Below are 22,708 nucleotides of genomic sequence, written 5' to 3'. Positions count from 1 at the left end.
CTGATCAGTAATATTGGTTTTTTGACGCTTCTCCGATGCGCGGTCAAAACTTTTGCGTGTCTCTGGGTCATAACACAGTGGTCGTCGATGGAATATTGGCATCTGCTGCGATTTAAGCCTGATACGGAGATAAGCTCATGATTTTTAACGTACAAAATTTTGGCGCCAAAGGAGATGGCCTCACAGACGACACGGCGGCGATACAAAACGCAATTGATGCGGCCGCCGCCGCAGGCGGCGGACAGGTGTATATGCCGACCGGCACCTATATCGTTTCGGGAGGTGTGGAACCCTCCGACGGCTGCCTGATGCTCAAGAGCAACGTCTATCTGTACGGCGACGGTATGGGTTCCACCAACGTCAAGGTGGCTGATGGCTCCGACACCAAAATCACGGGGGTTATCCGCTCTGCCTATGGCGAGGAAACCCACGATTTCGGCATCAGCAACCTCACCATCGATGGCAACCGCGATAGCACCACGGGCAAGATCGACGGTTGGTTCAATGGCTTTATTCCCGGTAAAGAAGGCTACGATTCCAACGTCACCCTCGACAGTGTCGAGATCAAGGATTGCTCCGGGTACGGTTTCGATCCCCACGAGCAGACCGTCAACATGGTCATCAAGAACAGCGTGTCCCACGGCAATGGCCTGGACGGCTTCGTCGCTGACTTTCTGAGCGACAGCACCTTTGAAAACAACGTCGCCTACGACAACGACCGGCATGGTTTCAACGTCGTCACCAGCACCCACGACTTTACCCTGACCAATAACGTCGCCTACAACAACGGCGGCAATGGCATCGTGGTGCAACGTGGTAGCGAGAACATCCCCTCCCCCAGCAACATCACCATTACCGGTGGCGAGGTGTATGGCAACGGCGCCGAAGGGGTGCTGATCAAACTGTCGAGCGATGTGACCGTCAGCGGCCTCGACATTCATGACAATGCCAGCGCCGGTGTCCGCATCTACGGCAGCAACCACGTCGAGATCATCGACAACACGCTCAACAACAACTCCCTGGGCAACCCGGTACCGGAGATCATTCTCCAGTCCTACGACGACACCCTGGGCGTGTCCGGCAAGTACTTCAACGGCAGCGACAACACCATCCAGGGCAACATCATCAGCGGCAGCAACCTGTCGACCTACGGTGTTGCTGAGCGCAATGAAGACGGCACCGATCGCAACGCCATCATCGGTAACACCATCAGTCACACCAGCAAGAGTGCCACGCTGGTCTATGGCGACGGCAGCTACGTCAGCGACACGGTGCCGATGACCACCGTGCAAGGCACGGCTGGCAACGACACCCTGTTGGGCAGTGCTGACAGCGAGATTTTCTACGGCGGTGCCGGCAACGACATCATCAATGGCGGGGCCGGTAGCGACATTCTGGTCGGCGGTGCCGGCATCGACAAACTCACCGGTGGGACCGGCGCCGATACGTTCCGTTTTGCCGCTCAGTCCGACAGCTACCGCAACGCAACCGCCAGCTTCGATGACACCGTGACAGACTTCGACGTCACCCAGGACAAGATCGACCTCGCCGGTCTCGGTTTCACCGGACTGGGCAATGGCCGTGGCGGCACCCTGCAGGTCAGCTACAGCGCCAGCAACGACCGCACCTACATCAAGGACTACGACGCCGACGCCAGCGGCAATCGCTTCGAGTTGATTCTCTCGGGCAACCTCACCAGCACCCTGACCGCCAGTAATTTCATCTTCAATCGGGTAGTCACCGGCACCAGCGCCAGCGACTCATTGCTGGGCAGCGATTCGGCCGACACGTTGCTTGCCCTGGCGGGTAACGACAACCTCAGTGGTGGCGCGGGCGATGACAAGCTCGACGGCGGTGCCGGCATGGACAGCCTTTCCGGTGGCGCCGGAGCGGACACGTTTGTGTTCTCCAGTCGCCTGGACAGTTACCGCAACTACAACACCGGTGGCGCCAACCTTAGCGACGTGATCACCGATTTTGATATCAGCGCCGACAAGATCGACCTCTCGGCCATCGGTTTTACCGGCCTTGGGGATGGCAAGAACAACACCGTGTACCTGGCGCTCAACAGTGCCGGCACCAAGACGTACATCAAATCACTGAATGCCGACGCCGATGGCAATCGCTTCGAAGTGACGCTGGACGGCAACTACCTCGACAAGCTGACCGGCGCCAACTTCGTCTTCGCCACCGCGTCTGCGACCAATCAGGCACCCGTGCTGGCGGCACCGTTGCTGGATCAGAACGCGACCGAAAACACGCCATTCAGCTACGTAGTACCGGCCACCAGCTTCACCGATCCGGATAACGACAGCCTCAGCTACACCGCCAAACTGGCCGATGGCAGCGCCCTGCCCGGCTGGCTGACATTCGACGCAGCCACTCGCACGCTCAGCGGCACACCCAGCGACACCGCATCGGGCACTTACTCCATCCAGGTCACTGCAAGTGACGGCAGCAACGCCACAGTCAGCGACAGCTTTACCCTCGCCGTGCAGGATGTTCCCGCCTCACCCACGGTGATCAATGGCACGCCGAACAACGACACGCTGACCGGCACCGCTGCCAACGAACAACTGTTCGGTGGCGCCGGTAACGACACGCTTAATGGCGGCGCGGGCAACGACATCCTGGTCGGTGGCGCCGGGGCGGATAAGCTCACCGGCGGCGCGGGTGCCGATGTGTTCCGCTACACCTCAACACTCGACAGTTACCGCACCAGCTCCACCAGCGTCAGTGACCAGATCCTCGATTTCGACGTGACAGCGGACAAGATCGATGTATCGACGCTCGGCTACACGGGCCTGGGCAACGGCCTGAACGGCACGCTGCAAGTCACCTACAGCGCATCGAGCAACCGCACCTACCTCAAGGACCTCACCGCCGACGCCAACGGCAACCGTTTTGAATTGTCGCTGGCGGGCAACCTGGTGAGCAGCCTGACGGCGAGTCATTTTGTTTTCGCCGACCAGAACACTCCGAGCAACGCAGCGCCGGTGGTGGCCATTCCCCTGCTCGACCAGAACGCCACCGAAAGCACGCCGTTCAACTACACCGTGACCCATGACAGCTTCACCGACGCCAATCAGGATACGTTGGTCTATTCCGCGACCCTCGCCGATGGCAGCGCCCTGCCCGGCTGGCTGAGTTTCAACGCCACCAGCCTGACGTTCACCGGAACGCCGATCAGCACGGCGTCCGGCAACTACAACGTACTGGTCAAGGCCACCGATCCTTCTGGCGCCTCGGTCAGCGACAGCTTCGCCCTGGCGGTGGCCGATGCACCGGCCAACACCATCGCCGGCACCAGTAACGCCGATACGCTTAACGGCACGGCGGGCGCGGACCTGATCCTCGGCCTCGGTGGCAACGACACGATCAAGGCCGGTGCCGGCGCGGACATCATCGACGGCGGTGCCGGTCGCGATTCGCTGTACGGCGGCGACGGGGCCGATACCTTCCGCTACAGCAACTCGCTCGACAGCTATCGCGACTACGACGCCGGCGGCATTACGGCCACCGACACGATTTACGACTTCACCGCAGGCGTCGACAAGATCGATGTGTCGGGCCTGGGCTTTCTCGGTCTCGGCGATGGCAGCAATCACACGCTGTACATGACCCTCAATGCGGCCGGCGACAAGACCTACGTCAAGTCAGCCGATGCGGATGCCGATGGCAACCGTTTTGAAATCGCCCTCAACGGCAACTACCTCAACACCCTGACCGCCAGCGACTTCGTGTTCGGCGAGCGCGCGCAACAAGACATTCTCTACCTGCCCACCCTCGGCCAATCCAACGCGCGCTTGCTGCGCATGACGGAGGACGACAATCAGTCCGGCACCTCGATGCTGGTCAACGACCTGGACCGCTACACCACCTACGACGTGCGCAGCCAATTCACCGATGCCGATGGCAATGGCATCGACATCGCGGTGGGTGGTAGCACGGTCAACGGCCTGTCGACCATGGGCGCCGAGGAGCTCAATTTGTGCTGGTGGTTGACCGACACCAACCAACCCGGGCCTGCGCTGTTGCGTGCCGTCGCCTTGCTGGGGGACCAGCTCACTGAACTGAAATCGATCGATAACGTCACCATGGGCATCATTTGGGGCCAGGGCGAGGAAGCCGCCCAGGAGATCGGCCGCGCCACGGACAAAACAGCGGCAGCCGCAGCCTACAAGGCCGCGACCATGAACGTGTTTGATTACCTGCATGCCCAGTTCGGCAACTTCAGCGTGTACATGATGGAAACCGGCCACTACCAAGAGGATGCGGCGAGTGCCCGGGGTTATTCGGCAGAAAAGATTGCTTCGATCGTCGAAGGGGTTGGCTATGTCCGCGCCGTCCAGGAGGAGATCGCCGCCGAGCGCACCGACGTCAAGCTGGCGGTGGACTACACCGACCTGCCCTTGCGTTATGAAGTCGATCCGCTGGTGTATCCCGATGACGTCTGGCACCTGCACGAGGAATCGGCGGAAATCGTTGGCCAGCGCCTGGCCGACTACATCGCCGGTGACCTTGGTTTTCAAGGCAATGCCAACGACAACAACAGCGTGCAGGATATTTTCGACAACGCTCAGAACCAGGGCGGGATGATCTCCGGCACCGACCAGGCCGATACCCTGGTGGGCAGCTCGGGCAACGACACACTGGATGGCGACCTGGGCGCCGACTCCATGACCGGTGGCGATGGCAACGACATCTATGTGGTCGACAACGCGGCCGACAGCGTGGTGGAAACCAACGCCTCGCCTTCGCAGATCGATACGGTGCAAGCCTCGGTCAGCTGGACCCTGGGTGCCAATCTAGAAAATCTGGTACTCACCGGTGTGTCGGACATCAACGGCACCGGCAATGAGCTGCGCAACTTCATCACCGGCAATGCCGCCGCCAACGTGCTCAATGGTGCCGCAGGGGCCGACAGCATGAGTGGCGGCGATGGCAACGACACTTACTATGTCGACAACGCCAACGACACCGTGATCGAGACCAACAGCAATGCAGTGCCGGGAGGGATCGACAGCGTACACAGCAGCTTGGCGGCCTATACCCTCGGCGCCAACATCGAGAATCTGTACATCGATAGCCCCGGCGCCGCCAATGGCACGGGCAACGCGCTGGACAACACGCTGTTCGCCGGAGCCGGCAACAATGTGCTGGACGGGCGCGAGGGTAATGACACCGTGTCTTTTGAACGCGCCCTGTCTGGCGTTACCGTCAGCCTCTCGACGTCAGCGCAACAAGACACCGGGGGCTCCGGGCTCGACACCTTGAAGTTCTTCGAAAACCTGACGGGAAGTGCCTACGCCGACAATCTGTTGGGCAACAGCGCCGCGAACGTTCTGAACGGTGGTGCGGGCAACGATACGTTGGTGGGTGGTTCGGGCGATGACCGGTTGATCGGCGGTGCAGGCACCGACACTCTCACCGGCGGCACTGGCGCGGACACCTATGCATTTGGTGCGCTGTCGGACATGGGCGTCGGTGCTTCACGCGATGTGATCAACGGCTTCAAGAGCATCGAGGGCGACCATCTGGATTTCACCGGACTGGACGCCAACCCGCTGACCGCCGCTGTTGACGCCTTTACCTTCATCGGCAGCAACGCCTTCGACCCAGCCAACGCCACCGGCCAACTGCGCTTTGCCGACGGCATTCTCTACGGCAGCGTCAACGCCGACGCCACCCCCGAGTTCGAAATTCAACTGGTAGGCGTCAAGGATCTGCACGCCAGCGATTTCACCGCCTGAGTCAATCCACAACCGGAGGGAGCGAGCCGGCCCGCGATGACGGTGGCCAATCCAGCATGGATGCTGACTGACCCACCGCTATCGCGAGCAAGCTCGCTCCCACAGGGGGTTGCAGCGTTCGGGAAATCGAGGACAACCACAGATCAAAATGTGGGAGTGAGCCTGCTCGCGATGACGGCGGCACATCCAGCATGGATACAAGCTGACCCACCGCTATCGCGAGCAAGCCCGCTCCCACAGGGGGTTGCAGCGCTCGAAAAATCGAGGACAGCCACAAATCAAAATGTGGGAGTGAGCCTGCTCGCGATGACGGCGGCACATCCAGCGTGGATGCAAGCTGACCCACCGCTATCGCCAGCAGGCTCGCTCCCACAGGGGTTTGCTGCGCTCGGGAAATCGAGGACAACCACAGATCAAAATGTGGGAGTGAGCCTGCTCGCGATGACGGCGGCACATCCAGCGTGGATACAAGCTGACCCACCGTCTTCGTGAGCAAGCCCGTTTTCAGAGGATTAGGGTCGCAGACCGGCGTCAATCTCTCCCCCCGCTTCATTCCTCAGAACAGATTTTGCACCTGTTCCAGTACCGCTCGGTTCATCTGGCCAGTGTGGGTGTGCAGGCTGACATAGCTTTGCAGCATGTCGAGCTTGGTGTTGAGCAAATCTCGGCGCGCCTGGAACACCCTCTGCTGTGCATCAAGAATATCCACCGTCGACCGAACTCCCCCCTGGAAACCCTTTTCCGTCGAAGTCAGTGCTCGCTGATTGGACTCCACCGCCCGCAGCATCGCCTTGCTTTTGGCGAATCCGGCCACCACGCCCAGATAATCGGTCTCGATGTCCTCGGCCAATTGTTGGCGTTGTACGTCATAGTCGGACTGGGCGCCGGCCACTTGCGCTTCGGCTTTCGCCACCGAGGCGCGTACCGCACCGCCGCGATACAACGGAATTTCCAGCTGAACCCCCACGTAATACGAATCCTGCCGCGGGTCTTGCTCCTGATACTGACGGGTTTCCTGGCGGCTGAGCTGGGTGGTCAGCGACAACGTCGGATAATGCCCGGCGCGCTGGCTGTCGGCCTGCGCTTCGGCGACTTTCACCGCCGCCAGCCGGGCTGCCAGCTCGGGGTTGGCATCATGGGCAATTGCAGTCCAGTACGGCAAATCCCGCTCCGGCGGAATCGGGTTGCCGGTGGGCAGTTCTTCGCGCATCGACTGGATGTCTTCGATGGCCACACTGGCGCGACCGGACAACGCCCGCAACGCAGCCACGCGGCGAGCCTGGGCTTCAGCCTCCTGGGCTTCGACAAGATCGAGCCGCGCCTGGGCTTCATCAATGTCGGTGATCGCGCCCTGCCCGCCCTGGTAAAGCTTTTTGCTTTGCGTCACCAACCCATTGATGGCGGTCTTTTGCTGGGCGATCAACTTGATCTCGTTCTCGGCCCGGGCGACATCGAAATAGCCTTTGGCAACCCTGTCGTACAAGGTCTGGCCGGCAACGTCGAATAGCTGCGTACCCAACTGCCCCCGCGCCTTGCCCTCCTGATATGCGGCCCAGCGCCCTTTGTCGTAGAGCGGTTGTTGCGCCGCCAGGGTGACGTTGTTCGCTTGGTAATCGTTACTGTTGACGTAGCTGGTGTCGCTGCCGCCATCGGTACGACCGCCGTAGCCATAGCGCGACGTCAGCGACACTTGCGGATAGAGGCCGCCGCGGCCAATCGCCTCTTCATGCGTCGACGCATCATAGGCATGAGCGGCCGATTGCACGGTCGGGTCGTTGATGCGCGAGGCATCGTACGCGGCGGTCAGGCTCAGCGCCTCCTGGGTCGCCGCGGCAGAACTGATCGCCCCCCAACCGGTACAAAGACTCAGCAACAAGCGGGCGCTATAACGGAACCGTACGGTCATGCTCATTCCTCTTTGAAGGCTGCGAGCAAGCGTTCGCGTAAGGGTTTCATCAGGTAGTTCATCAAGGTGCGTTCCCCGGTGACCACCGTCACATCAGCCAGCATGCCGGGACGCACCAGCAGGCCAGCGGCTTGTAGCGAGGCCACGGTGTCGGCGGGAATTTCGACCTTGGCGGAAAAGTACGGCTGGTGGGTCTGTTCATTGATCAACTGATCTGCCGACACTGTGGTGACAGTGCCAATGACGGTCGGGGTATCCACCCGTTGCAGCGCCGTGAAATGCACATGCACCGGCAGCCCCGGGCGCAACTTGTTGGCCATCAACGGCTCGAAACGCGCGGTAATCGCCATAGGCGCATCCAGCGGCACCACCTGCATCAGGGTTTGACCGGCCTGCGCAACGCCGCCGACCGTATGAATGCTGACGTCCATGACCTGTCCGGACGCTGGCGCACGGATCGCGCCGTTGTCGACTTCAAACTGAAAAGCATGGATCTGGTCAGCAAAACCTGACGCCTCGGCAGAGACTTCGCTGAGCTGAACTTCGGCATCGCGGCGAAATTCCTGCTGTGCCTGCAAGGCCTTGAGTCGACTTTCATTGATCGACTGGCGAGTCCTGCCGACATCGCCGACCCCGGAGGCAATCTGCCCGGCCAATTGGGCGGCGTTGCGCTCGGCCTCGAAGAGTTTGTTGCGCGGCACGTAGCCCTCACGCGCCAAATCACGCAGGCCTTCCAGCTCCTGCTGCTGGAAGCGCATCTGCGTGTCGTAGTTGCGTTTGACGCCTTCGTAGCCGAGCAATTGCTGCTGCAATGCCGCGGCTTCGTGTTCGATGATCTGCAAGCGGCTGCCCAGTTCTGCGCGACGGGTCGCAAACAACTGACTCTGCAATGCCATGGCGGCCTTGACCCGCGGCTCGTCGGCATGTTCCAGCAGTTCGGCGGGCCATTGGATCTCGGCTGAACCCAGGCGCTCGGCAATCAACCGAGCCTCGACGCTGCGGTCGTTGAGAAGCTTGCCCCGGGTCACGTCCAGTTGTGACTGCGCCTGCACCGTGTTGAGCTGCACCAGCAACTGCCCTTGGGTGACGCGGTCGCCGTCGCTGACCAGCAGTTTTTCCACCACGCCGCCGACCAACGACTGCACCGCTTTGCGTTCGCCCGCCACCACAACGGTGCCGCTACCCACTACACCTTGGTCAAGCGGCGCCAGACATGCCCAAAGCAGGAAACCGCCGAGCGCCAGGACCAGGAATCCCACGCCATAACGTGCCGCGCTCACCGCGTCGGTGTTCGCGCCGGGCGGTGTTGCGTTGCCACGCACGCTCGGCCTCTGCTCGCTGTACGTTGGTTTCCCGGGGGTCAGATCATGCATCTTCGCCAGTCTCCTTGACTGCTGCCGGTTTGGGCCCCGGGATCAACGCCTTGAGCACCCGGTCCCGTGGACCGAATGCGTGTTGAGTGCCGTCCTTGAGCACCAGAATGTGATCGACCACCGCCAGCACATTCGGCCGATGGGTAATCAGCACCACAGTGCTGCCAGCTGCCTTGAGCGCACTGATGGCCTGAACCAGTGCCACTTCGCCTGCTTCATCGAGATTAGAGTTGGGCTCATCGAGCACGATCAGCGACGGGAGCCCATAGAGTGCGCGAGCCAGGCCGAGGCGCTGCTTCTGCCCGCCGGACAATCCAAGCCCACCGGGGCCCAACGGCGTGTCGTATCCCTTGGGGAACCTCAGGATCATCTCGTGAATGCCCGCATGACGGCCGGCGGCGATGATCTTGTCGGCATCCTGCTCACCGAAGCGGGCGATATTGTCGGCCACACTGCCGTCGAACAGTTCGATGTCCTGCGGCAGATAGCCGAGGTACGGGCCCAAGGCGTCGTGAGACCATTGACTGATCTCGGCGTCGTCGAGGCGCACCGATCCGCCCATGGCCGGCCAGACCCCGACCAGCGCCCTGGCCAGCGTGGATTTGCCGCTGGCGCTGGGGCCGACGACGGCGAGCACGTCACCTTTGACCAGGCTGAAATTGATTCCCCGCAGGATCGGTTGCACGGCTCCGGGCGGCCCAACATGCACCTGCTCCAGACGCACCGCGCCGGTGGGCGGCGGCAACGGCATGCGCAGACGGTCGCGCGGGTGCTGGGCAAGGAGTTGGCTCAGGCGCTGATAACTCTGGCGGCCAGAGTTGAATTGCTTCCACGAGCCGATGGCGATCTCCACGGGGGCCAGGGCGCGCCCCAACAGCAGCGACATGGCGATCATCATGCCCGCTGACAACTGGCCTTCGAGCACCAGCAACGCGCCCAGGCCCAGGGCCAGCGATTGCCCGGAGATGCGCACGAAACGGGTCGCCGAGGTGATACGTGCGCTACGGTCGCTGGCATGGGCCTGGGCGGCAACGATGCGTTGCTGCAGCAGGCTCCAGCGCTGGCGCAATGGTCCGAGCATGCCCAAGGCCTGGATGACTTCGGCATTCTGGAACGTGCTGTTGACGTAAATCGACGACTGCACGCTCAGTCGATTGGCTTCGCCCAGACGCGTCCGGGTCGCCAGTTCGCCCCACAGTGCCAGACCGATCAGCACCAGGGCCAGCACCAGCGTCAGCACGCCGAACCAGGGGTGAAAAATGAACGCCACCAGCAGAAAGATCGGCAACCAAGGCGCATCGAGCAACGCAATCAGGCCTTGGCCGGTGATCAACTGCCGCAGCGTCGCCAGATCGATCAGCACCTGCGCCGGGTTGGCGTTGTGCTCGCGCAGGCTACGGGCGAAGGCAGCGTCGAAAATCCGCTCGCCCAAGGCATCGTCCAGCCCCGCGCTCATGCGGATCATCACCTCGCCGCGTACCCACTCGATCAGCGCGCTGAACATGAACAGTCCGAGGGCGATCAGGGTGAGCATGAACAAGGTGGTTTCGTTGCGGCTGGTGAGAACCCGGTCGTACACCTGCATCATGTAGAGCGAAGGCACCAGCACCAGCAGGTTGATCACACCGCTGAACAGCGCCAACGACCAGAACACCCGGCGATAGCTGAGTAAAGCGGCATCAATGTCATGACGCGGATCAAGAAGCAAACCCATGGAAACTCGCTCGTAAAAGGATTAGTCGGTCCAGGACGCAATCCATCGCGAGCGCTTTGCCAAAAGAGACGAAACACTAAATTTAGTCTGACGTGCCGCCATCAGAGACGATCCTCGTCGCTACAGGCGCCAATAACTGACAACGCATCTACGGGTTAGTGCAGGTTCTATAGGCTGGGTATTCAGGCGAGTGACGGGCGGGAGTTTTGCACAGTGCCAAGGTCGCTTGGCGGTAGAACTTATTTATCGTCATCGTGACCAAAGAGCTTGGGATCGAGCACCCATTCACGCAGTCGCGTCAGGCGTTTTTCAGCCAGATCAGCTTGTCGAGTGCATTCGGCGGCGTCATTGGCAGCGCCAACAGTTGCCGCCTGTTCAGCCATTTGACGCAGCAGCAGGATTCTTTCCTCCACCGCCCTCAATGTGTCCCACAGTCCCGTGTCGATGGCTTCGTTGGCCTCGCAAATCAACGACTTCATCGAGAAGGCATGACCCGTGTGGCAACGAAATCTGACGATGGTGCCTTCTTCGATTTGCACCAACACGCCGTGGCAATCAGGACAGGTGAATTGGGAAACCTTACCTAATCCCATGACACCTGCTTCGAGACCATTTCCTTTCAAGGAGATAACGCTTTCGATCACATGACGGGTTTTTACCTCGTGTGTCTGCTGATCAGCTATCGGACTACCGATCGCTTTGCAGAGTGCGGTGGCGAGCACTGCCGCCGGGCCGACAAGATCAATGTTCACATGCGCAATTGCGCTGTCGGGCATCGAGCTCTGCATGGCTTCGCCAGGGGCCTGCACATAGGTCAATCCACCCCGATCCTTAACCGCCCACATTCCCGCCGTGCCGTCATCCAATGCGCCGGACAGAATGACGCCAATGACCCGAGCGCCGTAATTCACCGCAGCTGAGCGGAACAGCACATCGACAGCGGGCCGGGCACGACACTCCTTGGGCCCACGCGTCAGGCGTATCCCATCCTCCGTAATCATCAGATGCCGATCCGCAATGGCGACATAGACTGTGCGCGCTTCAATCCGCTGCCCCTCCTGGGCCGCCACGACCCGCATGTTTGTCACCCTTGCAAGAATGCTATGCAGGACACTGGGTTCATGAGCGGGAATATGCATCACGACAAGAAAGGCCGCGGGCAGGTCGGCAGGTAGATTTTCAAACAAGGCGATCAACGCCTGAACACCACCCGCCGACGTGCCGATAACGACAATGTTTCGCACACCGGCATCAAGTTCATCAGTCACAAGGCGCCTCCCGCTCGAAATGAGTCCGCCTGCCATTGGCAACGTACACAATCAAGAGTAGCTCTTGCGTCTGGTGCCCTCTGAGCAACCGACCCAATAGTTAGAGACTGCGAGCAGTTAACAAGCGCAACCGCTAATCGTAAAACGGCTCGACCGACACGCGACTGCCTACAAAAAAGCTGTCGGCAACCAGGCGCAACGGTTGCAGGTCCAGGTCACTGACTTTATCGCCTATCAGCTGTTGAAAATGTCGATACACCGCGGCGTACTCGCCCTCCTCCGATACGGCTTGAGGCACGCCGTCGATGCTCAACAGTGCGCCACCGTTGTCCAGGCGCAAGGTGCCTTCGGTGCAGCGAATCTCGATGCTCCAGAGCTCATCATGGCCGTGGTCGAAATCGAACTCCGCACGGACATCGAGGTGACGCGCGTCAGACATCTTGATGGACGCGGCAATCGGCGACTGGCAGTTACTGGGGACGCGCAATTCAGCGGACTCGACAAACAGCGGCAACGCCAGCAGATGGGTTGCTATCGACAAGGCATTGATGCCGGGATCGAAGACACCCAGGCCGCCGGGTTGCCAGATCCATGCCTGGCCAGGGTGCCACTTGCGCACATCCTCCTTCCAGTCGATCTGTACGCTTTGCAGGGTGCGGGTGGCCAGCCAGTGACGGGCGGCGTCGATGCCGGGGGCGTAACGTGAGTGCCAGGCGAACAAACCGCTGACGCCCTGCTCCTGCGCCTGACTCACCAACGCCATCGCTTCACCCATCGTGGCGCACGGCGGCTTTTCTACCAGCACGTGTTTGCCGGCGGCCAGGGCTTGTTGCACCAGCGCGAATCGTCCTTGCGGTGGAGTGCAAAAGGCAATCGCATCAACCGGCGGGCCGTTTTCAAGCAGCTCGCTTAAAGACTTAAAATTTTCGACGCCGGCGCAGGGCTGCCCTTGGGTGGCGACAGACACCAACTGAAACGCGGGGTTGGCGTTGATGGCGGGAACGTGTTGGTCCTGGGCAATCTTGCCATAGCCCACCAGACCGAGACGGATCGGTTGCATCAATGACTCCTGATTTTTCTTATAGGGACGCGGATTGGGAAGATTACGTTTGTACAGCGGGGAAGTCATCGCTGATGTGCCGGGTTGCCTGCCGATACTGGCGCGGCGTGAACCCGGTGGATGCCTTGAACTGACGGGTGAACGCACTGTGGTCGGTATAGCCGCACTGCAAGGCCACGTCGGTGATCGGAATATCGGTGTGCAACAGACGATGCGCATGCTCCAGGCGAACCTTTTGGATCATCTGCCGTGGTGTCAGGTGGAACACTCGCTTGCAGTACCTTTCCAGTTGCGCCACTGAAATCCCGGCGATGCGCGTGAGTTCGCCCAAGGTGACACGGCGATTGAAATGCGCGCGGATGTATTGATCGACCGCCGCCAGTCGCTGGTACGCCGGGTGGGTATCGCTGGCGGATTGCAGGTCGACCGAAATCCCTGCCAGGCCAATGATTTCGCCGCTACGGTTGTATAACGGTCGTTTATGCGTCAGGCACCAACCCGGCTCCCGACTGCCGTACAAGTGCAACTCCAGTTGGTCTTCCAGGACAAAGCCTTGCTCCAGAACACGGCGATCCTGTTCGGTGTAACCCGGCCCCAATTGTGCAGGAAACACCTCGGCGCTGGTTTTCCCCAGCAACGGCTGCAACTGCTTCAAGCCGCAGCGCTGGACCAGCGTGCGGTTGGCCATGACATAGCGCGCCTGACGGTCCTTGATAAAGATCGCGGCATTGGGGATCACATCCAGCATCGGTAACAGAAACGCCACGCCCGCCAGCAATTCATCGAGGGTGTCGGGACGATTCAGATCGCTCCCTTGGCACAGGATCGCTAAGGCGTTCTGCGTCATGAATCCTGTTCCCCCTTTCTCTGAGTAGACAAAAGCCTTCGCTGCGCAGATTGACCCAAGGCGGATGCCGTGTCGAGGTGCCCGCAATTTGGCTGCATCGAGCAGGCGCATTGTGCCGATTTCGTCATCCGTACCTGCGCAAAACATCAATCACAAACGCCCTGACACGCTCACGCTGTGGCCATTGCATGCACACCGGCCGATCCAACAACTCACAAAAAGGCGACGCTATGTCAGGCGAAGGCACGTTCATGAAACGCATCCACGTCATTGATTCCCACACCGGCGGCGAACCGACCCGTCTGGTGATGAAAGGCTTTGCGCAACTGCCCGGCCGGACCATGGTCGAGAAGCGTGATGCCCTGCGCGATCACCACGACCAATGGCGTCGAGCCTGCCTGCTGGAGCCCCGTGGCAGCGATGTGTTGGTCGGCGCCCTGTATTGTGAACCGGTCTCGCCGGATGCCACGTGTGGCGTGATCTTCTTCAACAACGCCGGCTACCTCGGCATGTGCGGTCACGGCACCATCGGCCTGGTCAACTCATTGCACTACCTGGGCCACATTGCGCCCGGTGTGCACAAGATCGACACGCCGGTCGGCCCGGTCGACGCCACGCTGCATGAAGACGGCACGGTGACCTTGCGCAACGTGCCCGCTTACCGCTACCGCCAGCAAGTCCCGGTCGATATTCCCGGACACGGCCGCGTGTTCGGCGACATCGCCTGGGGTGGGAACTGGTTCTACCTGGTGTCCGACCACGGGCAAGTGTTGCAACTGGACAATGTCGAGGCGCTCACCGAATACACCTGGGCGATGCTCAAGGCGCTGGAGGCCCAAGGCATCCACGGCGAAGGCGGCGCGTTGATCGACCATGTCGAACTGTTTGCCGATGACGAGCACGCCGACAGCCGCAACTTCGTCATGTGCCCTGGCAAAGCCTACGACCGCTCGGCCTGCGGCACCGGCACCAGCGCCAAACTGGCCTGCCTGGCCGCCGATGGAAAACTGGCCGCCGGCGAGCGCTGGGTCCAGGCCAGCATCACCGGCAGCCAGTTCGTTGGCAGTTACGAATGGGAAGGCGAGCGCATCCGCCCGTTCATTACCGGCCAAGCTTTCATGACCGCCGACAGCACACTGTTGATCGACGAACAGGATCCCTTCGCGTGGGGCATTTGAGCGATCACGCGACACTTCACCTTTCCGTCATTCGAATAAACGCGTCAAGGAGCTGAACAAATGAGCGATAGCATTTTCACTGGCTGCATTCCTGCGCTGATGACCCCCTGCACCGCCGAACGCAAACCCGACTTTGATGCGTTGGTGGCCAAGGGGCGCGAACTGGTTGATATCGGCATGAGCGCGGTGGTGTATTGCGGGTCCATGGGCGATTGGCCGCTGCTGACCGAAGCCGAGCGCCAGGAAGGCGTGGCACGTCTGGTCGCCGCAGGCGTTCCGACCATCGTCGGTACCGGCGCCGTCAACAGCCGCGAAGCGATTTCCCACGCGGCCCATGCGGCCAGCGTCGGCGCCCATGGCCTGATGGTGATCCCTCGCGTGCTCTCCCGTGGAGCTTCGCCTGCCGCACAAAAAGCGCACTTTTCAGCCATTCTGCAGGCGGCCCCGCAATTGCCGTCGGTGATCTACAACAGCCCTTACTATGGCTTTGCCACCCGTGCAGACCTGTTTTTCGAATTGCGCCGCGAACACCCGAACCTCATCGGCTTCAAAGAGTTTGGTGGTGCTGCCGACCTGCGCTACGCCGCCGAGAACATTACCTCTGCGGACGATAACGTCACCCTGATGGTCGGCGTCGACACCCAGGTGGTCCATGGTTTCGTCAACTGCAACGCCACTGGCGCGATCACTGGTATCGGCAATGCGCTACCGCGTGAAGTGCTGCAACTGGTGACATTGAGCAAGCAAGCGGCCAAGGGCGACGCCAAGGCCCGCCGCCTGGCCACCGAACTGGAATCGGCGCTGGCCGTGCTGTCGTCCTTCGACGAGGGCTGCGACCTGGTGCTCTATTACAAGCACCTGATGGTGCTCAATGGCGACAAGGAATACACCCTGCATTTCAACGAAACCGATGTGTTGAGCGATGCCCAACGGCATTACGCCGAGAACCAGTACGCGTTGTTTCGCCAGTGGTACAAGCACTGGTCGGCAGAACACAACGTCGCCTGAGTTCACCCTGACCGAGTCCACTGCGTCATCCCCCGGCTTCGCCGCCGGGGCTAACCTCATCGCCAGGAAAGCGCCATGACTGTGACAGGCCAAACGTTGATCGGTGAGCACGCCAACACCGCTCGCCACCAAGGGACCCGGGCGAGCGGACCCGCCACCGACACCCCGGACATTGCCGTGGTCGGCGCTGGCATCATCGGTGTCGCCTGCGCCCTTCGGCTGGCGCGCCAAGGCCTGCGGGTGGTGGTCGTCGACCAGCAAGACCCTGGCCGGGGCGCCTCGTTCGGCAATGCCGGGCACCTGGCGACCGAACAGGTGTTTCCCATCGCCGACTTGTCCATCCTCAAACGCCTGCCCGGCATGCTCATCGACCCGATGGGCCCGCTGCGCCTGGACTGGAGATACCTGCCGCGCGCCCTGCCCTGGTTCACGCGGTTGCTGTTGAATCTGCGTGCGGCTCCCTTTCAACGGACCGTGTCCGGCCTGCGCGCCCTCAACGAAAGCAGCCTTGGCGCCTGGCACCGATTGCTGAACGACATTGCCCGCCCCGATCTGCTACGCCAGGACGGTTCATTGTTGGTGTTCGAACGCCCCGAGTCGCGCCAGGCAATCGAAGCGCTGCAGGCGCGGATGCAACATCAAGCAGTGCCGGTCGACTACTGGACCGCCACGAGAGTGCGCGAGACAGCGCCGCAACTCAGCGAACGAATTCAGGGCGGACTGTTTTTTCCGCAAACGGGTCATTTTCTCGACCCCTACCGGGTTGTCTGCGAACTGGTGGAGGCTGCGAAAACCAGCGGCGTACATTTTCTCAGGCAACAGATCCTCGGCGCCCGCCTCCTTTCGGACGGCGTCTCGCTGATCACCGATCAAGGCCCTCTGACGGCGCATCGGGTACTGATCGCCTGCGGCGCCCACTCGGCAAAGCTGACGGCAGCGTTGACCGGTAAACAGGTGCCGCTGGACACCGAGCGCGGGTATCACCTGATGTTGCCTCATGAGCATGAGCGGTTGCCTTTCGCCGTCACCTCGCTGGAGCGCAAGTTCATCATGACCCCGATGACTGATGGGCTGAGACTGGCCGGCACCGTCGAGTTCGCCGGTCTTGAGCGGCCTGCGGCCATGCAACGCGCCTGGCAGTTGCATCGCCTGAGTGCCGGCCTGTTTACGCGGGACTTGAATGCGCAGGCAGCCTCGCCCTGGATGGGGTTTCGGCCCTCCTTGCCCGACTCCCTGCCGATCATCGACCGGGTGTGCGACGGCAAGGTCCTGCTGGCTTTCGGTCACCAGCACCTTGGGCTGACGCAGGCGGCGGTGACCGCCGAACTGATCGCTCAGCTCGCCTTGCCTGCGGCTGTGCCTCCTTCCCATGGGTTGCCGTCCATCGGCCCCTACAAGCTGGATCGATTCTGAAAAAAAACACCCGCTGCCGGGCGGGAGTGGCAAGTTTCGAGCACTGACTTACACTGCGATACACCCTATGCGAACGAATGACTGTTCAACGCACAGAGAGGTCCCACGGCAATCTGCGCATCACGCAATGATTCGGGTGAAGCCAGCATGAAAACGGTCGCGACCCTTTTCACCTGTCTGCTCGCTGCCAGTTTGTGCGCGGCGACGAGCACCTGTGCCAACGCGGCGTCCTTCAAAACCAGTTTCGATTGCGCCACGGCAAAGGCAACCGTCGAAAAGCTGATCTGTCGCGACCCGCTGCTGGCGCAGATGGACGTTGAAATGATGCGTCTTTATCGTCTGGCGCTCACGGATGAGCGTTCAACACCGCCGCCAGACAAAGTCATCATCGACCAGCAGTTCTGGCTTGATGCCCGCAATCAGTGTGCCTCCGACCCTGTGCCAAAAACATGCGTCATCCGCAGTTATGCAGAGCGCGCGCACCAGCTGCGCCAGGGTTCGGCCATTGTGCGGACCAAGGACCCCGACAGATTGACCGAAGGCCCCCTGGCGTTTCGATGTACCGGGTTGAATGGGTTGATGGCCGCCACCTTCTTTATCACCCAGCCCGGTACCGTGTACCTGAAATGGGCAAACACCTCGATCACCCTGAGCCAGGTGCAAAGTGACGTGGGCACCCGTTACATCGGCAAGGATGTACTGGGGAGCTACAGCTTCTGGCAAACCGACAATACTGCAGTTTTCCAGAAGCCTGGCTCAGGGACGATGAGTTGTACGGCCGAACCAACCGGCTGATCGCGGGCCCTCAGAATTTATCAGGCACTCGTCTCAACGGATGATCCGGCTCGCGATAGTTTCCGGGTTTTTGCCGTTGGGGCAGCGTCACTTTCTCTCGCGGCACCTTCTTGTAAGGAATCCGGCTGAGCAAGTCGGTAATGATGTTCAGACGAGCCCGGCGCTTGTCGTTGGAATTGGCCACAAGCCAGGGAGCATGTTCGGTGTCGCTCGCCTTGAACATGTCGTCCCGGGCACGCGAATAGTCGTACCAACGGCTGTAAGACTTCAGGTCCATCGGCGTCAACTTCCAGATTTTACGTCCGTCCTTGATGCGCTCTTCAAGCCGGCGTGTCTGCTCCTCGGGGCTCACTTCCAGCCAATACTTGAGCAGGATCACCCCCGAATCGACGATCGCGCGCTCCACCAGGGGGATGGCCTTGAGGAAACTGTCGACCTGCTCCTTTGTGCAAAAGCCCATGACTCGCTCGACGCCGGCGCGGTTGTACCAACTGCGGTCGAAAATCACTATTTCGCCCGCTGCAGGCAGATGTGGCAGGTAACGCTGCACATACATCTGGCTTTTTTCGCGCTCGGTCGGTGCAGGCAACGCCACGACCCGAAAGACGCGCGGGCTGACCCGTTCGGTCAGCGCCTTGATGGTCCCGCCCTTGCCGGCACCATCGCGGCCCTCGAAGACAATACAAACCTTGATGCCTTTGTGTTGCACCCATTCCTGCAGCTTCACGAGCTCGACGTGCAAGCGTCGCAGTTCGCTCAGGTACTCCTTGTTAGTCATCTTTGGGGATTCGTCGGTATCGCTTTTTTTGCTGCGCTTTTTTTCCTTTGCCATGTCCAAGGCCTCACGCGAGTAAGTCACTGACCTAATCGCATGAGTCTAGTCCAGATCAGCCAATGTCCAGTGCTTGCTGGCTCAGTTCGAGTTCCCGGATCAAGCGCTTGTTGATTTTCCCCACACTGGTTTTCGGAATATCGGTCACGACCCTGATTTGCTTGGGAATGGCCCACTTGTTGATATAGCCGCGCTCAACGTACTGATGCAGATGCGCCACCAGCATGTCCGGGGTAATACGCTCTCCCGCTGCACACACCACCAACGCCATTGGCCGTTCACCCCACTGCGCATCAGGAATGCCGACGACCGCCACCGAGGTCACGGCGGGATGCTCGCTGAGAAGGTTTTCCAGTTCCAGTGAGCTGATCCACTCCCCGCCGGTCTTGATGACGTCCTTGATCCGGTCCTTGATCTCGATCACGCCCAAGGCGTCGATGGAGGCAATGTCGCCGGTATGCATCCAGCCCTCCTCCCACAGTTGCGCTCCCTGGTCCGGATCCTTGAGGTAGCCTTGGGTCAGCCAGGGGGCCCGCACCACAATTTCCCCCAGCGCTTCGCCATCCTGAGGTGCCTCATTGCCGCAGGCATCGATGATTTTCAGGTCGACCATCGGCACCGCCACGCCGGTCTTGATGCGAGCCGCTACCTGCGCTTGCGCTGGCTGTTCAAGTTCGGCGTCACGCAGGTGGGTCACGCATAGCAACGGACAGGTTTCCGACATCCCGTAACCGCTATGGACACGCATCCCACGCGCCGTCGCTTGGGACGCCAGCCCTTGGGTCAAGGCGCTGCCGCCCAGGAGCATTTTCCAGCCGGTGAAGTCGGTCCGGGTCGCTTCGTCGCACCCCAGGATCATTTGCAGGATGGTGGGCACGCAATGGGAAAAGCTGACCTTTTCTTCGCGGTACAGCCTGACCAACTGATTGGGCTCGTAGCGTCCCGGATAGACCTGCTTGATGCCCATGAGTGTCGCGACATAAGGCACGCCCCAGGCATGCACATGAAACATCGGCGTGATGGGCATGTAGACATCGTCGGAACGTAACAGCGGCGCGCCTTGATACACCCCCAACGTGCCGACGGCATTGAGCGTATGCAGCACCAACTGACGGTGACTGAAGTAAACGCCCTTGGGATTACCGGTGGTGCCGGTTGTGTAGAAGAGGGTCGCCACCGAGTGTTCATCGAAGTCCGGGAATTCGAAGTGCGGCTCCACCTGCGCCAACAGGTTTTCGTATTCCCCCAGCACCGGGAGCCCGGTCGCTGGCGTGTCGGTGTCACTGAGCTGGATGTAGCCTTTGACCGTCGTCAGCTGATCGTGAATCCGCTCCATCAATGGCAGGAAATCATCATGCACCAGCACCAGGTCATCCTCGGCGTGGTTCATGGTGTAGAGAATCTGCTCGTCCGAAAGGCGGATGTTGACCGTATGCAACACCGCACCCAGCATGGGCACGGCAAAAAAACACTCCAGGTACCGATGGCTGTCCCAATCGAGCAGCGCCACCGTATCCCCGGCCTTGACGCCCGCTTGGGTCAGCGCGTTGGCCAATTGTTCGATGCGCTGATTCAGCGTTCGGTAGCTGTAGCGCAGCTTGTCTGCGTAGACGATTTCCTGATCGGGCGAGTACCGCGCCCCCGAGAGCAGCAGGCTCTTGATCAGCAGCGGATAGGCGTAGGCGCCTGGCGCGGGAGCGATTATTTTTGTCGTTACCACTGTGAGGTCTTCCTGAGTCTGTTGAGTGGCGGCCACGTCAGAATTGCGTTTCATCGAGCAGGTAAAGCGAATCGCTGCCCGCCTTGACCGACGCGGCCAATGACTGGACGCGTGGCAGCAGGCGCGCGAAATAGAAACGCGCGGTGCCCATCTTGCTCGCGTAAAAATCGTCCTGCGCCTCCTTGCCAACCGCGGCCTTGGCCATCCGTGCCCACATGTAGGCATAAGCGGTGTAGCCGAAGGCGTGCAGATACTCGACTGACGCCGCGCCGATTTCATTGGGGTTGGATGTGCAGCGGTCCAGCACCCAGGCGGTCAATTCGTCGAGGTTGTCCAGGGCCGCATTGAGTGGTTGGGTGAATGGCGCGAGGTCGGCACAGGCGTTTGCGCTGAAGTGGCGAATCTCGTCGGCAAACAGCTTGTAGAGCGCCCCGCCACTGCCGACGATCTTGCGTCCGACGAGGTCCAGCGCCTGAATGCCGTTGGTGCCTTCGTAGATCTGGGTGATCCGCACATCGCGCACCAGTTGTTCCTGGCCCCATTCGCGAATGTAGCCGTGGCCGCCAAACACTTGCTGGCCGTGCACGGTGGATTCAAGCCCAAGATCGGTGAGGAACGCCTTGGCCACCGGCGTCAGCAACGACACCAGCGCCTCGGCGCGTTTGCGCTTGTCCGGGTTGTCACTGAACTTGGCGATGTCGAGTTGCATTGCCACGTACGTGGAGAAGGCCCGGCCGCCTTCATTGCAGGCTTTCATGGTCAGCAGCATGCGACGCACGTCCGGGTGGACGATGATCGGATCGGCCACCTTGTCACTCGCTTGCGGGCCGCTCGGCGAACGACTTTGCAAACGGTCACGGGCGTAGGCCAGTGCATTTTGATAAGAGCGCTCAGCGGTCGCCAGGCCCTGAATACCGACGCCCAGACGCTCGTAGTTCATCATGGTGAACATCGCCGCCAAGCCCTTGTTCGGCGCATCGACGATCCAGCCCGTGGCGCCGTCGAAGTTCATCACGCAGGTGGCCGAGGCCTTGATCCCCATCTTGTGTTCAATAGAGCCACAGGACAGTGCGTTTTTCTGCCCGAGGCTGCCATCGGCATTGACCATGACTTTGGGCACCAGGAACAACGAAATACCTTTGGGACCTGCAGGCGCGTCGGGCAGCCTGGCCAGGACCAGGTGGATGATGTTCTCGGTCAGGTCATGCTCACCGCCAGTGATGAAAATCTTGGTGCCGCTGACCTTGTAGGAACCGTCGGCCTGGGGTTCGGCCTTGGTGCGAATCAGTCCAAGGTCGGTGCCGGCGTGCGGCTCGGTCAGGCACATGGACCCGGTCCAGAGGCCGGCGTACAGATTGGGCAGGTACTTGGCTTTCAGTTCGTCGCTGGCGTGGGCGTTGATCGCCAGGCAGGCGCCGGCGGTCAACATCGGGTACAGGCCGAATGACAGGTTGGCGCCATTGACCATCTCCTCGACCTGAGCGCCGATCACCTTGGGCATGCCCATGCCGCCATAGACTGGATCACCGCCCACGCCCACCCAGCCACCTTCGGCAAAGGCCCGATAGGCGACGCCGAAACCGTCTGGGGTAATCACCTCCCCGTCGTTCCAGGAGCAGCCCTGCTCGTCGCCGCTGCGATTGAGCGGTGCGATCAGCTCGGCGCTGATCTTGCCCGCTTCCTCAAGGACCGCATTGGCGGTGTCTTCATCCACCACGTCGGCCAGGCCCGGCATGGCGGACCACAATCGGGAAACATTGAACACTTCGTTGAGTACGAAACGCATGTCACGCAAGGGTGCTTTGTAATCAGACATGATTGAAATCCTCAGGCAAATGCCA

Annotated in this window: 14 protein-coding genes; 5 read left to right on the top strand and 9 right to left on the bottom strand. The window is 60.8% G+C overall.

The window, feature by feature from the left end; translation table 11 throughout:
- Nucleotides 1-137: 137 nt before the first annotated feature.
- Nucleotides 138-5,753, top strand: coding sequence for a putative Ig domain-containing protein (locus QRN31_RS23595; protein ID WP_285434871.1), 5,616 nt, complete (start codon nt 138-140; stop codon nt 5,751-5,753).
- Between the two features lie 556 nt (nt 5,754-6,309).
- Here the strand turns inward: QRN31_RS23595 and QRN31_RS23590 are convergent.
- The 6 genes from QRN31_RS23590 to QRN31_RS23565 all read right to left on the bottom strand — a co-directional run bounded on the left by QRN31_RS23590 (nt 6,310) and on the right by QRN31_RS23565 (nt 13,921).
- Nucleotides 6,310-7,659, bottom strand: a complete 1,350-nt coding sequence (locus QRN31_RS23590) for a TolC family outer membrane protein (RefSeq protein ID WP_285434869.1) — start codon at nt 7,657-7,659, stop codon at nt 6,310-6,312.
- A 2-nt stretch (nt 7,660-7,661) separates the two neighbouring features.
- Nucleotides 7,662-9,032 (bottom strand): HlyD family type I secretion periplasmic adaptor subunit, encoded by a 1,371-nt coding sequence (locus QRN31_RS23585; RefSeq protein WP_285434868.1) that lies wholly within the window; start codon nt 9,030-9,032, stop codon nt 7,662-7,664.
- Nucleotides 9,025-10,746 carry a type I secretion system permease/ATPase gene (locus tag QRN31_RS23580; RefSeq protein ID WP_222586632.1) on the bottom strand — a complete coding sequence of 574 codons (1,722 nt, stop codon included), beginning with the start codon at nt 10,744-10,746 and terminating at the stop codon, nt 9,025-9,027. The genes QRN31_RS23585 and QRN31_RS23580 overlap by 8 nt, the downstream gene beginning before the upstream one ends.
- 239 nt (nt 10,747-10,985) lie before the next feature.
- Nucleotides 10,986-12,014 carry a chemotaxis protein CheB gene (locus QRN31_RS23575; protein WP_285434865.1) on the bottom strand — a complete coding sequence of 343 codons (1,029 nt, stop codon included), beginning with the start codon at nt 12,012-12,014 and terminating at the stop codon, nt 10,986-10,988.
- Nucleotides 12,015-12,147: 133 nt separating this feature from the next.
- On the bottom strand, nt 12,148-13,074 hold the full coding sequence (locus tag QRN31_RS23570; RefSeq protein ID WP_285434864.1) for a Gfo/Idh/MocA family protein: 927 nt from the start codon (nt 13,072-13,074) through the stop codon (nt 12,148-12,150).
- 43 nt (nt 13,075-13,117) lie between these two features.
- Entirely contained in the window at nt 13,118-13,921 is an 804-nt protein-coding gene (locus QRN31_RS23565; protein ID WP_285434862.1) for an AraC family transcriptional regulator, read from the bottom strand.
- A 251-nt stretch (nt 13,922-14,172) separates the two neighbouring features.
- Here QRN31_RS23565 and QRN31_RS23560 point away from each other — a divergent pair, with 251 nt between their 5' ends.
- The 4 genes from QRN31_RS23560 (at nt 14,173) to QRN31_RS23545 (ending at nt 18,315) form a co-directional block, all read left to right on the top strand.
- Nucleotides 14,173-15,099 carry a 4-hydroxyproline epimerase gene (locus tag QRN31_RS23560; protein ID WP_285434860.1) on the top strand — a complete coding sequence of 309 codons (927 nt, stop codon included), beginning with the start codon at nt 14,173-14,175 and terminating at the stop codon, nt 15,097-15,099.
- A 60-nt stretch (nt 15,100-15,159) separates the two neighbouring features.
- The gene (locus QRN31_RS23555) at nt 15,160-16,107 is read left to right on the top strand and encodes a dihydrodipicolinate synthase family protein (RefSeq protein ID WP_285434859.1); all 948 of its coding nucleotides are present in this window, start codon (nt 15,160-15,162) and stop codon (nt 16,105-16,107) included.
- 75 nt (nt 16,108-16,182) lie between these two features.
- A complete protein-coding gene (locus QRN31_RS23550) occupies nt 16,183-17,520 on the top strand; it encodes an NAD(P)/FAD-dependent oxidoreductase (RefSeq protein ID WP_285434857.1) in 1,338 nt (445 codons plus the stop codon).
- A gap of 147 nt (nt 17,521-17,667) precedes the next feature.
- Complete coding sequence (locus tag QRN31_RS23545; protein ID WP_285434855.1) at nt 17,668-18,315, top strand: MliC family protein; 648 nt, start codon at nt 17,668-17,670, stop codon at nt 18,313-18,315.
- Nucleotides 18,316-18,325: 10 nt separating this feature from the next.
- On the opposite strand, the gene ppk2 is transcribed toward QRN31_RS23545, so the two are convergent.
- The 3 genes from ppk2 to QRN31_RS23530 are packed head-to-tail and all read right to left on the bottom strand — an operon-like array spanning nt 18,326 to nt 22,683.
- A complete protein-coding gene (gene ppk2 / locus QRN31_RS23540) occupies nt 18,326-19,147 on the bottom strand; it encodes a polyphosphate kinase 2 (RefSeq protein ID WP_285434853.1) in 822 nt (273 codons plus the stop codon).
- 55 nt (nt 19,148-19,202) lie between these two features.
- A complete protein-coding gene (locus QRN31_RS23535) occupies nt 19,203-20,867 on the bottom strand; it encodes a fatty acid--CoA ligase (protein ID WP_285435048.1) in 1,665 nt (554 codons plus the stop codon).
- Between the two features lie 37 nt (nt 20,868-20,904).
- Nucleotides 20,905-22,683, bottom strand: a complete 1,779-nt coding sequence (locus tag QRN31_RS23530; protein ID WP_285434851.1) for an acyl-CoA dehydrogenase C-terminal domain-containing protein — start codon at nt 22,681-22,683, stop codon at nt 20,905-20,907.
- Nucleotides 22,684-22,708: the final 25 nt, after the last annotated feature.

Source organism: Pseudomonas sp. fls2-241-R2A-110 (assembly GCF_030209165.1).
Lineage (GTDB): Bacteria > Pseudomonadota > Gammaproteobacteria > Pseudomonadales > Pseudomonadaceae > Aquipseudomonas.
Note: the sequence above shows the minus strand (reverse complement) of the source record. Positions and strands in the feature narration are given on the sequence as shown.

What these genes read in the sequence shown, in the direction of transcription:
- ppk2 (WP_285434853.1), bottom strand. Translation starts at nt 19,147, where the DNA reads ATGGCAAAGGAAAAAAAGCGCAGCAAAAAAAGCGATACCGACGAATCC.
- QRN31_RS23565 (WP_285434862.1), bottom strand. Translation starts at nt 13,921, where the DNA reads ATGACGCAGAACGCCTTAGCGATCCTGTGCCAAGGGAGCGATCTGAAT.
- QRN31_RS23570 (WP_285434864.1), bottom strand. Translation starts at nt 13,074, where the DNA reads ATGCAACCGATCCGTCTCGGTCTGGTGGGCTATGGCAAGATTGCCCAG.
- QRN31_RS23530 (WP_285434851.1), bottom strand. Translation starts at nt 22,683, where the DNA reads ATGTCTGATTACAAAGCACCCTTGCGTGACATGCGTTTCGTACTCAAC.
- QRN31_RS23555 (WP_285434859.1), top strand. Translation starts at nt 15,160, where the DNA reads ATGAGCGATAGCATTTTCACTGGCTGCATTCCTGCGCTGATGACCCCC.
- QRN31_RS23585 (WP_285434868.1), bottom strand. Translation starts at nt 9,032, where the DNA reads ATGCATGATCTGACCCCCGGGAAACCAACGTACAGCGAGCAGAGGCCG.
- QRN31_RS23560 (WP_285434860.1), top strand. Translation starts at nt 14,173, where the DNA reads ATGAAACGCATCCACGTCATTGATTCCCACACCGGCGGCGAACCGACC.
- QRN31_RS23595 (WP_285434871.1), top strand. Translation starts at nt 138, where the DNA reads ATGATTTTTAACGTACAAAATTTTGGCGCCAAAGGAGATGGCCTCACA.
- QRN31_RS23590 (WP_285434869.1), bottom strand. Translation starts at nt 7,659, where the DNA reads ATGACCGTACGGTTCCGTTATAGCGCCCGCTTGTTGCTGAGTCTTTGT.
- QRN31_RS23550 (WP_285434857.1), top strand. Translation starts at nt 16,183, where the DNA reads ATGACTGTGACAGGCCAAACGTTGATCGGTGAGCACGCCAACACCGCT.
- QRN31_RS23545 (WP_285434855.1), top strand. Translation starts at nt 17,668, where the DNA reads ATGAAAACGGTCGCGACCCTTTTCACCTGTCTGCTCGCTGCCAGTTTG.
- QRN31_RS23580 (WP_222586632.1), bottom strand. Translation starts at nt 10,746, where the DNA reads ATGGGTTTGCTTCTTGATCCGCGTCATGACATTGATGCCGCTTTACTC.